Raw genomic sequence first — 12,161 nt, 5'->3', positions numbered from 1 at the left:
CATGAAAGATAGACTTTTGTGGAAGCTGATTTTTGTTTTATCTCTTTTATTAACAATATACAGCATTAATAACAATCTCAAAATGCCTGTAATTGAAGGGAATGAAAAATCTAACCTCATAATGTGTGGGTTGTTTCTTTTCGATTTTTTTATCCTTCTAGGTAGTTTTGGTTATGCATTTAAAATAAAAATTTTGAATTCTATAATATGGAAAATAACGGTTATTGCTTATCCATTACTAATAATTTTGGAGACAGTTTTTGATTTTTATGCTGGTGGTTATTCAGTTTATGAAATGATAACTTATTCATTATTTGTACTTTTCCTTACTTGTATATTAGTTGCGCCCGTTATTATGTACATTGATGACTTCGAAGAAACTATTCCTAAAGATTAACATCTGTACCTATAGAGTTAAACTAGACAGCTATAGAGTTAAACTAGACAGCTATAGAGTTAAACTAGACAGCCACTATAATTAAACAAACAAAACGTTGCCATTAAATTTAATTTGTTGGTTAAGAATTTATCTTTTACTACTCGATTACTTACATTTCATCCATAAAAAAATTAGCACGCTTAAACCTAAATTCGGCCCATGAAAATAACTGTATGGTGCAGTTGTGATTTATTACTGAATAGTTTTACTGAGTAGTTTAAGTTTTATGCCAATAGCTTTTCGCAGTTACTGATATTCGCTCGCCGCTTTCGCTTTAAGTTTTCACAATAACTTTTTTGTGAGGCTGGCCTGCCTACTGCGCCATGAAATACACGCGTAAATTGGGTTGTAAGCTTTAACCAGTTTTCTAAAGATATATTCACCCTTTCTAATAAAGGCAAGTGTATACTATCAACCCGAATTCATTTTGCAAGTGCACCACTGACCATAACCCACCAATAAATATGACATTCTGAAGTATTTGCTAATGTAGTAAGTGCGACCAAACTCATTATCGAGGGAATTCAGAATGTCTTATGAACATCTTAACAGTTTCGAACGAAAAGCTATCTACTATCGATTCAACAGTGGCGAAAGCTGCCGATCCATTGGTAAACTATTAAATCGACACCATACAACTATCATGCGTGAAGTTAAGCGAAATAAGCCACCCTACTATGATTATTTCGATGAGGCAGCGCACGAAAAAGCGATGGCAAGAAGGAAGGTCTCTAGGCATGCAAGAAAAAGAAACAATAAGGCACTGTACGAGCTTGTGCTGAGTAAGATAGCAATGGGATGGTCTCCAGATGCTATAGCAGGTCGGCTTAAGAAGGATAACCCGTCAGATGAATTAATGCATGTCAGTCATGAAACAATCTATCAATGGGTGATTAAGGATTTTAAAGCAGGTGGAGAGCTATACAAAGACTTAGCTAAGAGGCATAAAAAAAGACGTAAACAACGTAAATATGGCGATTTACGTGGGCAAATTAAGAATAGAGTAAGTATTAGCGAACGACCAAAAATAGTCGAAGACAGAAGCCGAATAGGTGACTGGGAAGGTGACTTAATTGAAGGCAAAAAGGGCTCTGGTTTTTTTGTAACCCATGTTGACCGTAGCTCTCGATATTTAATTGCGCAAAAAATAGAGACTAAGCAAGCTGAGTCATTCAATACGGCTACAGTAGAGATGTTTAAAGAGATTCCAGAGCATAAACAGTTAACTCTGACCTTGGATAATGGAAAAGAATTTTCGAAATTTAAAGCTTTGGAAGAAGAACTAGATTTTATTATTTACTTTGCTGATCCTTATTGTTCGTGGCAACGAGGAACAAATGAACATACAAACGGTCTGATCAGGCGTTATTTCCCAAAGAAAACTGATTTTTCAACTATAACTAATGAACAACTCCAAGAGGTTGTAATGAAAATTAATACTCGCCCAAGGAAAATACTAAATTATCAGACAGCTGAAGAAGTCTTTATTAATTAGTGATTTAAGGTTTGGTGCACTTGGAACCTGAATTCGGGTTGTTTTGGCAAAGCGAAACTTCAAGCGTTGCGAATCACTGATAAATGTTATGTTATGCGATTGTGTCCTCGGGATAATCAGGTGTTAGCCTTTCTACCTCCCATTTAGGATAGTCATAACCATCAGTAATAGACATTAATAGTCTGATACTATCAAATGCCGAGTCAGCAAATTGTTTTTTTGTAATGTGTAGCGAGAAAGGTGGCTGAGTGTACGCACCCAATACTTCAGTAAACATAGTATCTGAAATTACACCGGCATGTTCTGGGCTGAGTACCAGCGAACGATAGGCTGACTTTGCAAGATAAAAGTTAACCATGTGAGCCCACCCTTTGGGCATCTCGTAGCCCATAATTGCGTTAGTGTTGTCGTCAAAAGGATTCCAACTATTACTCATTGGTGTAGCAACAAAGCATAAGTTAGGCGTCAAAGGATAAAGAATGTAGCTTTCGGGAAGTTCGATAAACCCCGTTTGTAAAACGGGATTATCAGATCTTACTAAATAGTCTTCACTATGAGTTTTCAATAACAGCCAGTTTCTATTAGCTACAAAATTCAAATCGAGACATTCTTGGCAACCTACTCGATCGCAAGTTGGCTCTGATTTTACACCTGTTAATTCAACCGACATCTGTTCATATTTCATGTAGCTAGGAGTACGGACTAATTGGGACAAGATAAATTGTGCCCATAAAAAACGTTCACTTCTGCTGAGTTCATTGTAGGCGATGAGTTTTTCATAGAGTGGACCAACTTTAGTTTCTAGATCTTTGTCTAAAGCATTTTCAACAGCCCAAGTGTACAAACCTCTTTTTCGCCCCCACTGTTTTTTTCCTTTTGTTTCTTTTTTAACGACTCCTGTGAACTCACACCAAAAGTAAGATATAAAGTTAGATTCATCAGCCCAATATTTGTTACTAAACTTCGGTACATAATGAGACAGAGGTTTTTTCTTTGCCACGAGTTACTTACTCCAATAAACCGCATAATAACTTTATCAGAGGACACTTTTACCAATTTAGCGCGAAAGAGCCCTCACTTTGTGAATTTATATTAATAGCAAATAGTGTAAGTTATTGCCAGCTATAAATATTATGCTTTCTTTAGTTTATATAAACATGTAAAAAAGAGGAAAGTCTCCTCTTATTATTACTAAGTTAATGATGACTCACTTGAGTAGCCGATTATCGCTTTTTGCCGAAGTTCGGTTCAGTGCCATAAGCGGACTGTCGTAACCTTAGTATTTTGTTAGTTTTCGATACTCTCATACGTCCAAAGCCAGTCTTTGTGTTCTGGGTGTTTGAGCTTATAAGCATATCTCTCAGCTTTAGCCGAATATTTAAAGTAAAGACCAAAATAATCAACTAAGTAATCCTCACCATTCCCATACGCCAACACATATCAGTTGGATGGTGATTAGGATATTTAATCCAAGCCGGTTTAGGCGGAGCATGCTTTAATTTATTATCGTAGCGATCCTTTAGAATTTTCTCCCAAGAAGCTTTGTGCTCGATATACTTATTCCATTGTTCATCAGTAGTGCCTTCAGGTTTATCACTTGCCAATGTTGCAACCGATATAAAAATTAAATTTAGAAATAATATGCCATATATATTCATAGAAAACTAACGCCCAAAACAGCAGCGCATTTATGCGTCCGGCTGCTTTTGCTTGTTAGGCTCTTCAACGTACACATCGACTCTATTCGATGCTGCATTATAAAGCTTTTCTGCAAAAGCGCCGGCGATAATGCACAGCATTGTAACTCTCCAAAATTCGGGCGATACACCATCGCTTAAAACTTTTTCTGGGTGAAAGATTGTGAGCTGCTTAGTATAAAAAAGACCAAATATAACCGTGGATACCACAGCCCCCATCGTTGTGTGAGCGAGGAGCAAAGACCAATAATTATTACTACTCATGAAGTCTTTCGACTTACCGTTGGCGGGAGGTACAAGCATATGAGAAGCTAATAGAGTAATAAGTGCCCCGAGACCTCCTAAACTTAAAGCTCTCATTGCATAGAATATGTTTTCCGTAAATTTTGACTCCTTAAGAATGGAGATCTTAGCTTCAGCAACTTTGAGCTCATTTACTTTTCCGGCAAAAATAACATCCAGCATTTTCTTATCATCGCCAATATCTGAAAGTCCACGCTCTAAAACAATCAGCCTTTTTCCTATGTCTGTCTTTTCTTCTGAGTTCAAATCGGTAATAAAGGAGGGCGAGCTTAACCTGGCTGATAATATTCTTGCTTTAGCGCCATCTGTTTTCTCATATAAAGCTCTAGTTCTGGATTCGGCTTGAGAAATACTAGGAATAAGCAATGCTTTATCATGCTCTCCGCCATAGATAGCTTGTAGCTCCCCAAGAAGACTTAGCGATTTAGAAAACTCCTCATTAATAGAAGGAATTGTGTTTTGTAAGTAAGCAACTTCATTCGCCAGCGTAACCCTTTTTGTATCAGCGTCACTAGTTAATCGCGTACGGTCCACGAAAAAGGCTAAGTAAACTAATGCGATAACTAATGCCACTAGTCCAAGCGCCCTTATATGTACGCTTAAGAAGTTTTCACGGTATGATGCACCTGGGTTTGTCTTAAATAAAAACAGCCACAGGAGAAGTAAAATCACTATAGCACCCGTCCACTGAACAATTAAGTTACCCCAAAAGTATTGATTGGTTTGAATCATGAAATATTCCTCTTAGAGCCTAACATTTTAGTATTTATGCGACACGCTGTTGGTGTTGCATAATCGCTTGTTGGACTGAGGCGCTACCTGCTCGGTGTGTCAGAGTTGGTGTTGTTTATGCTATGGGAATTTGCTTTTTAGAGGCTCTAGCTAAATCAGCTAATTTAATAAGCTTACCTATTATAATTTAAGCTTTCCCTGCATTGCTCAGCGTTTATTATCTATTCATTAAACCGAATGTTTAACCGTTAAGCAAGGATATTTTTCGCTCGCACAGTCGCTATTAGCCTGAGCAATTAAGCAGGTTAACTTATTAATTTGATGCAGCAAGCAAGGCTGCTAACTCGTTCGCGCTATTTTATTTGTCGCCTCATCTAAATTCATCACACCAATAAATCGTAAGGTACCCGTCTTGCATGACTGGCAAGGCCAATGGGGTATTAATCGTTCTTGCTCTACCTTCGGCTTCACCGCTTTGCATGGGGTTGCTGATACTTGAGCCTTTATTAACCCTAACTTTCGCTTGCGACACGCATTAGCTAAAAATCCATAGTGGCGAATGCGCATAAACCCTTTGGGCAATACATGTTGTAAGTAGCGCCGTAAAAATTCATCACAACTCAGAGTCATGACTTTATCGCGGTTGTTATCTGCATAATCGCGGTATTTAAAGCTCACTGTTTCTTCAGTCGCTGACACTAATCGCGATTCTGACATCACGCCTTTTCGGGTATAACGAGCAAGGTAACTAACTAGCTTTTCACTGTACGTTAAACAGGCTTTGCTATACACGCACCATTTGGTTGGTGTGCTTACCTTCGCGAATGAACTATCGCATTCATTGAGCGCCGCGAGCATTTTCCCTCTAAACACTGTTGATAATGCTTTAACGGGGTATAAATAACCTTTTTCTATTTCATGCCATTGCGCTTTATCAAGCGCACCTGCGGGTATCAAGCAATGCAGGTGAATATGCTGACTTAAGTTCTGCCCCCACGTATGCAGTACGCTTGTCATGCCTAACTGGCCATGCCTCTTTCGTTTCGCAAATTTACACAGCGTTTGCCATGCGGCTTTAAATAAACAGTGATACAACGCGTTTGGGTTATAGTGCGCAATGATATTTAACTCATGCGGGAGCGTAAAAACAAGGTGGAAATAGCGACACGATAATAAATCCTCTTGTTGTCTTTGCACCCATTTAGCCGTTGCCATACCTTGGCAACGTGGGCAATGCCGATCTCGACAGCTACATCCAATTTGTTGTACTTCACTACAGTTATCACATTGCCATGCTTGATAACCGAGCTGACCCGTTCTGCATGATTGAAGGTGTTGGCAGACTCGTAACTGCTGATAACTCATTATGTGGTGCTGCCGATAATTCCCAAGGCCAGAATTTAAAATATCAGCGAGGTGCAAGCCGCTCATTGGTTTCCCCAACTTGCGAGTAAATCAATACCACCATGCCCTAATTCAGGTAACCAGTGTAAGTAACTTTGCGTGGTTCTAATGTCACTGTGACCAAGCTGATGTTGAAGTTGATGAAGCGGCATCCCTAACTCAAGTTGATGTGTTGCATAAGCATGGCGTAATACATGTGGATTACAGTGCTTTAAACCACACATTTGTGCATGTTTTTTCAATGCCTTTCTGAAGCTTGAGGGTGATATAGGTTTATCCATTAACCATCGTGAATAAAACATCCAGCCCGTTGGGTGATACATTTTCCAATAGCAACGTAATTGATTTAGCACGCTATCTGATACAACAACATAGCGTGACTTATCTCCTTTACCCTGTTCAATTAAAATGGTTTTACGCTGTCCATCGATATCTTGCACTTTGATGCGCAGTAGTTCGCCAATACGCAAACCACATCCATAACACACCACTATCAATGTTTTTAAGCGCATATCCGTGCAACTTTCTATAAGTCGTCGAATATCATCACGCGATAAATAAGTAGGTGCCCGAGGTTTTGCTTTAGGCAAGGCTATGTCTAAGTTCAGTGGGCGGTGTAAAATATTCTTAAACAGAAACCAAATGCTGTTTATTTGTATTTTTTGACTCGCTCTGGAGAGCTTGCGAATGGCGGGATCTTTAAAAAAGATATTCAGCTCATCATCAGTAATTAAATCGAGTGGTTTATTAAAATAATGGCTGAGTTTAAGCAAATGCTCGCAGTAACTTTTACAGGTACTTTGTGAATAACCACGGTAGGCTATTTCAGTTTTGACTTGTTCAATGAGTGTATTCATGACTTACCTCCAAATATGGGATAACCCCAAGGTAAGTGTGGCTCAAATGGTCAGAATAGGATCTCCGCGTAGCGGCTTAGTTCAACAATTTAATAGTGCGCTCATCGCGCATATTTCTGCCAACGATACGCTCATGTATTTTATAAATCATTTTTACCAAATAACTTAACACATTGCTATATATAATTTTTTATTAGCATTCAAACTCTCAATAAAAGAGAAAATGCGCTCGCCGCTCATTTTCTTGAATATGGGAGCAGCACAACTACACTGTATATAAATACAGCATTATTATTGGTGATAGTATGAAAACACGTTCCCCATTTTTAAATTATATAGCCGATTATATGTTGGTACGTCAGTATTCATTACGCACCGTAGATACCTACCTAAGATGGATTGCATCTTATATCCATTTTCATAATAAACGCCATCCCGCCTCAATGGGGGACAATGAAGTCGAACGCTACTTAGAACATTTAGTGTTAAAGCAAAACGTTGCACCACGTACGCAAGCCACCGCACTCAATTCATTGTCATTTTTATACAAGCACATAATAAAAAAAGAACTCTCATTAAATTTAAATTTTGCCCGTAGTAAAAAACAAGCAAAGATCCCTGTAGTGATGACCCCAGAGGAAGTTAAAATGTTGATGGCTCATTTAAATAAGCGCTATTATTTAATTGCAGCCCTTATGTATGGAAGTGGCTTAAGAGTAATGGAAGCGGTGCAATTAAGAGTAAAAGATATTGATTTTGATTATAAATGCATTCAAGTATGGAATGGAAAAGGTAATAAACACCGCATTGTTACGCTGGCCACAGAGCTAATTCCTATGCTGAGAAATCAAATTTTGAACGTTGATGACTATTTAAAACTGGATTTAAATAATACGGAATATTCTGGCGTATGGATGCCATATGCTTTAACAAAAAAATATCCAAGTGCCGCAAAATCGCTTGCGTGGCAATATTTATTTCCTTCTCATATATTAAGTTCAGATCCTCAAAGTGGTGAAATAAGGCGACATCATTTTCATCACTCTTGTATTAGAAAAGAGGTTAAAAAAGCCGTCCAAAAATCAGGGTTAACAAAAATAATAACACCTCATACATTAAGACACTCTTTTGCTACTCATCTACTGCAAAATGGCGCCGATATAAGAACTGTTCAAGCTCAGCTTGGCCATTCTGATGTTAAAACTACACAAATTTATACCCATGTACTACAACAAGGTGCTAACGGGGTTATCAGTCCTTTTTCGAGATTATAAGCGTCTCTTTTTAGTCCTCTACACATACATACTCGCTTACAAATCAATACCGCTATCTATTTCCATTTTAAAAACATAAAAAAGCCCCGCTTGTTTTTACACAAGCGGGGCTCCACACTAATTATTTACTCAAAAATAAAAGCGCCGATACTGCGGGCGCTTTGCATCATTGAATTTAATTTTACTGATTAACTACGCTTTTAAGCGGGTTAATCGGCTGTGCGTTATCGTCTAGTATGTTCATATCAAAATCGAACTCATCTACACGAATCGCTTTTTCACGTTTGATGTTGTAATCAATTAACTGAACGTGTTCAGCTTGGGTAATTACGTTCGCCGCTAGTGCGTTATCAAGCGTAATGTTAAAACGTGCACCTGGTTTAATTACTTTAGCACGTAGTGCTTTTTTAACTTTAGCCAGCTCGCCAAGTGATGCCATTTTAGCTTTGTAAGCTTGCTCATTAATATGATGACCATCGCCCTCAACTGGCTTAACTAAATGCGTAATTTGCGCTTTAAATGCGGTATCTAGCTGAGCTTGCTTAGCTAGTTCGCGGATTAAATCATCGCTAATTTTTGGCATTTTAGTTGAGTAGTTCATTGTAATGAAACGAATAAACTTACGTGTACCACTTGCAGGGAAGTTATCTAAAAACTTATGCAATGCTTCTTCAGCACTTTGTAGTGCAAAACGCGTTGCGTAATGGAAATACGGTGCAGCTTGTTCACGGTCACTACTTGATACTTTTTGCTCGTAATATTTAATTGATGCCATAGCTGCATATAAAAAGCTCATTACATCGCCTAAACGTGCCGATAGCATTTCTGCTTGTTTTAACTTACCGCCAAGTACAAGTAACGAAAAGTCTGCGTACACTGCAAGTTTTGCAGATAACTTATGTACTGCTTTTTCGTAGTCGCGTACTTCTGGCAATTCAGAGTTAGCACTTGCTGTAAATGGTAAAACACCAAGGCGGAAAGCACGTAAGCTGTTTGCTGTGCTGTAGCCAATTGTTTTACGTAAAATACCGTTAAATTCTTTATCTGCGCCTTTGTCTTCGCTATGAATTGACTCAACCATAGATTGTAAATATGGGTGACAACGCATAACACCTTGACCAAAAATCATTAGGTTACGAGTAAGAATGTTCGCGCCTTCTACCGTAATGGCAATCGGCTGAGCAACATAACCACTTGCTAAGGTATTTTGTGGACCGTTTTGAATCGCTTTTCCTGCTTGAATATCCATTGCTGAATCAAGTACGTCGCGACCAAGCTCTGTCATGTGGTATTTAGCGATTGCGGTTACTACTGATGGCTTTAAGCCCATGCCTAAGCCTTCAGTTGTAAGTACGCGCATTGCTTCTTGTAGGTATGTTTTACCTGCAATGTCAGCTAGTTTTTCTTGAATACCTTCAAATTGGCCAATCGCTAAACCAAACTGTTCACGCACTGCTGCGTATTCAGACGCTGATTTAAATGCAACTTGTGCTGTACTCACACCTAGCGCAGGTAATGAAATACCGCGGCCGGCACCTAAACAGCTAACCAGCATTTGCCAACCACGGCCGATGTTTTTCTGTCCACCGATAACAAAATCCATTGGTACAAATACTTTGTTACCACGTGTAGTACCGTTGTAAAAACGAATACCCATAGGGTCGTGGCGATTACCAAGCTCAACACCTGGGTGCTCTTTTGGAATAAGTGCACAGGTAATACCTAAGTTTTCTTTACCACCTAATAAACCATCAGGGTCAACTACTTTAAATGCTAAACCAAGTACGGTAGCAATAGGTGCTAGTGTAATGTAGCGCTTGTCCCAAGTAATTTCTAAACCAAGCACTTCTTCGCCGTTATACATACCTTTAGTTACTTTACCAACATCAGGAATACCGCCTGCATCAGAACCCGCTTCTGGGCTTGTTAATGCAAAACATGGAATATCTGTACCATTTGCTAGGCGTGGTAGGTAATGTGCTTGCTGTTCTTGCGTACCAAAGTGAAGTAGTAACTCACCTGGGCCTAACGAGTTTGGAACCATGACGGTTACCGCAACTGCTGAACTTTTAGTCGCAATTGTGCCAACAATAGTAGAGTTTGCATAAGGGCTAAACTCTAAACCACCAAACGACTTAGGAATGATAAGCGAGAAAAAACGCTCTTTTTTCAAAAATTCTAAGATGTCATTTGGTAGATGAATGCCGTTTTGAATCACTGAATCGTCAATCATGCCCAGTAGTTCTTTTACTGGACCGTCTAAGAATGCTTGCTCGTCTGCGCTTAATGTAGCTGCAGGTACGTCGCGCAATGCGCTGAAATCAGGTTTACCTTGATAGATAGACCCTTCAAGCCATACATCACCCGCGTCTAACGCTTCTTGTTCAGTGATAGAAATACTTGGTAATACTTTTTTTAGTTTTGTACGTAAACTCATGATTGAACTCATCCGACCAGCTAAATAATACCTACATTACGTCATAAAAAATCGTTTAGATCAATTACTCTATTCAATTAATTAACAGTTTTTTCAATTTATTTTCTTTACCTGAACGTAAACTGTTGAAACACAAAGGCTTACAGTTGTACGCTGAAAATAACTGTTTTTATTAAAATGACGAATAAAACAGCTAATAAACCTGAACTCTGGATAATAAATCTATCTCTAGCAGCTATTTTCAGCGCTAACTGCGTTGAATTTACTTGCAATAGGCCAGCTATTGACGCGTAAATTCGCCTTGTTTTCATTGAAAATCTCTGGCTAGAGAAAATAAATTTAAATATCACCATGATTCAATATGTTAGTAAATCTCTTAACCAAAGTTCAGGTTAATAAATAAAAATACGATTTGGTGGGATGCAAAATACATAAAATAGGCATAAAAAAACGCAGCAAAAATGCTGCGTTTTTTAAAGTGACGTATGCTTATGGAGCTACATGAACAACTTGTTTACCCGTAAAGCCACCCGCTAATTGCTTATTAAGCGCATCAGACACAGCCTGTGCATTAAACTCAACTGCGGTGAGTGCAGGCGTTTTAATATCGCCATTACACGCGCCTTCTAGCAATAAGTTACCCATAAAGCTTAAACGCTGTTGCGCACATAAACTATTAGCAAGCCATGCACCACCAAGCGATACCACGCTAATATTGGGCGCTCTGCGATACATTAGGTCCTGATCAAAGCATGGCAATGGATTTAGGCATGCAATTTTGCCGCAAAAACGCATTAACTCAATATTACGAGCTGTTGACTCACCACCAATTGTATCTATAACGGCATCAAAACCTTGTGGGCCGAGCTCTCTGCGAATTTTGTCACACAACTTTTTATCGTTGTAATCAAAAACCACCTCAGCACCTAACTGCTTAACCAGTTTATGGTTTCTTTTCGATGCAGTTGCAAAAACGTTTGCCCCCCGCTGCTTAGCATACTGAACAGCAAACTGCCCTACGGCCCCCGCACCACCTTCGATAAGTACAGTGTCGCCTTCGTTAATACTTAATTTGTCTATGCTTATAAGTGCAGCCATACCGGCACAAGGCAAAATAGCGGCCACCGCAGGGCTTAACCCTGCTGGTAATACCGATACTGCGTAGTTAGGTACTTTTGTGTATTCACTCAATACACCTTGACCACCCACACTGGCATGCCACATGACCCGCTCACCCACGCTAGGAAAAACGCCTTTATTTGCTTTTACCACCACTCCCACGGCGTCAAGACCTAAAACATGGGGGTATTGCCAATTACAAAAACCCGATTTGGCAAATTGCCCATCAACAGGATTTAAGCCAACGTATTCAACTTTAATAAGCAATTCGTTGTCTGCACACTCTGGGACAGGCAATTGAACGTCAGCCAAGCTAATTTCTTCGTTTGGCTCTGGTAATACAATGGCGCGCATAGTGTGCGGTATAATGTATTCATGTGTAACATCAGTATTAGGCATCAATA

Annotated in this window: 10 protein-coding genes and 1 pseudogene; 3 read left to right on the top strand and 8 right to left on the bottom strand. The window is 39.1% G+C overall.

The genetic code is table 11. The features are described from left to right. The first annotated feature begins 1 nt into the window (after position 1). Positions 2 to 397: a hypothetical protein gene (locus D172_RS19180; RefSeq protein WP_033023872.1), complete on the top strand. Its 396-nt coding sequence runs from the start codon at positions 2 to 4 to the stop codon at positions 395 to 397. A gap of 266 nt (positions 398 to 663) precedes the next feature. Here the strand turns inward: D172_RS19180 and D172_RS21810 are convergent. Beyond that, positions 664 to 855: pseudogene (locus D172_RS21810) on the bottom strand (transposase); the annotation flags it as partial. Positions 856 to 968: 113 nt separating this feature from the next. Here D172_RS21810 and D172_RS19175 point away from each other — a divergent pair. After that, a complete protein-coding gene (locus tag D172_RS19175; RefSeq protein ID WP_007379122.1) occupies positions 969 to 1,934 on the top strand; it encodes an IS30 family transposase in 966 nt (321 codons plus the stop codon). Positions 1,935 to 2,025: 91 nt separating this feature from the next. Here D172_RS19175 and D172_RS19170 read toward each other — a convergent pair whose 3' ends face one another. The 5 genes from D172_RS19170 to D172_RS19150 all read right to left on the bottom strand — a co-directional run bounded on the left by D172_RS19170 (position 2,026) and on the right by D172_RS19150 (position 6,927). Next, positions 2,026 to 2,934 carry a DUF4238 domain-containing protein gene (locus D172_RS19170; protein WP_007375500.1) on the bottom strand — a complete coding sequence of 303 codons (909 nt, stop codon included), beginning with the start codon at positions 2,932 to 2,934 and terminating at the stop codon, positions 2,026 to 2,028. 403 nt (positions 2,935 to 3,337) lie between these two features. After that, complete coding sequence (locus D172_RS19165) at positions 3,338 to 3,592, bottom strand: hypothetical protein (protein ID WP_237113711.1); 255 nt, start codon at positions 3,590 to 3,592, stop codon at positions 3,338 to 3,340. 30 nt (positions 3,593 to 3,622) lie between these two features. Then, positions 3,623 to 4,666, bottom strand: coding sequence for a hypothetical protein (locus D172_RS19160; protein ID WP_007375501.1), 1,044 nt, complete (start codon positions 4,664 to 4,666; stop codon positions 3,623 to 3,625). Between the two features lie 339 nt (positions 4,667 to 5,005). Then, a complete protein-coding gene (locus D172_RS19155; protein ID WP_007375502.1) occupies positions 5,006 to 6,097 on the bottom strand; it encodes an IS91 family transposase in 1,092 nt (363 codons plus the stop codon). Next, positions 6,094 to 6,927: a tyrosine-type recombinase/integrase gene (locus D172_RS19150; RefSeq protein WP_007375503.1), complete on the bottom strand. Its 834-nt coding sequence runs from the start codon at positions 6,925 to 6,927 to the stop codon at positions 6,094 to 6,096. The genes D172_RS19155 and D172_RS19150 overlap by 4 nt, the downstream gene beginning before the upstream one ends. Positions 6,928 to 7,232: 305 nt before the next feature. Between D172_RS19150 and D172_RS19145 the strand changes: the two genes are divergently transcribed. After that, positions 7,233 to 8,201, top strand: coding sequence for an integron integrase (locus D172_RS19145; protein WP_007375504.1), 969 nt, complete (start codon positions 7,233 to 7,235; stop codon positions 8,199 to 8,201). Positions 8,202 to 8,382: 181 nt separating this feature from the next. Here D172_RS19145 and D172_RS19140 read toward each other — a convergent pair whose 3' ends face one another. Both D172_RS19140 and D172_RS19135 read right to left on the bottom strand, forming a co-directional pair. Beyond that, positions 8,383 to 10,638, bottom strand: a complete 2,256-nt coding sequence (locus tag D172_RS19140) for an acyl-CoA dehydrogenase (protein ID WP_007375505.1) — start codon at positions 10,636 to 10,638, stop codon at positions 8,383 to 8,385. A gap of 489 nt (positions 10,639 to 11,127) precedes the next feature. Continuing rightward, on the bottom strand, positions 11,128 to 12,156 hold the full coding sequence (locus tag D172_RS19135; RefSeq protein WP_007375506.1) for a zinc-binding dehydrogenase: 1,029 nt from the start codon (positions 12,154 to 12,156) through the stop codon (positions 11,128 to 11,130). Positions 12,157 to 12,161: the final 5 nt, after the last annotated feature.

It is taken from the genome of Pseudoalteromonas sp. Bsw20308 (genome assembly GCF_000310105.2).
GTDB classification, from domain to species: domain Bacteria; phylum Pseudomonadota; class Gammaproteobacteria; order Enterobacterales; family Alteromonadaceae; genus Pseudoalteromonas; species Pseudoalteromonas fuliginea.
The sequence above is the reverse complement of the archived record's forward strand: the minus strand, read 5'-3'. Positions and strand labels throughout refer to the sequence as shown.

Bases quoted from the DNA above. Each gene is read 5' to 3' on its own strand.
- D172_RS19180 (WP_033023872.1), top strand. From the start codon at position 2: ATGAAAGATAGACTTTTGTGGAAGCTGATTTTTGTTTTATCTCTTTTA.
- D172_RS19175 (WP_007379122.1), top strand. From the start codon at position 969: ATGTCTTATGAACATCTTAACAGTTTCGAACGAAAAGCTATCTACTAT.
- D172_RS19165 (WP_237113711.1), bottom strand. From the start codon at position 3,592: ATGAATATATATGGCATATTATTTCTAAATTTAATTTTTATATCGGTT.
- D172_RS19160 (WP_007375501.1), bottom strand. From the start codon at position 4,666: ATGATTCAAACCAATCAATACTTTTGGGGTAACTTAATTGTTCAGTGG.
- D172_RS19155 (WP_007375502.1), bottom strand. From the start codon at position 6,097: ATGAGCGGCTTGCACCTCGCTGATATTTTAAATTCTGGCCTTGGGAAT.
- D172_RS19150 (WP_007375503.1), bottom strand. From the start codon at position 6,927: ATGAATACACTCATTGAACAAGTCAAAACTGAAATAGCCTACCGTGGT.
- D172_RS19145 (WP_007375504.1), top strand. From the start codon at position 7,233: ATGAAAACACGTTCCCCATTTTTAAATTATATAGCCGATTATATGTTG.
- D172_RS19140 (WP_007375505.1), bottom strand. From the start codon at position 10,638: ATGAGTTTACGTACAAAACTAAAAAAAGTATTACCAAGTATTTCTATC.
- D172_RS19135 (WP_007375506.1), bottom strand. From the start codon at position 12,156: ATGCCTAATACTGATGTTACACATGAATACATTATACCGCACACTATG.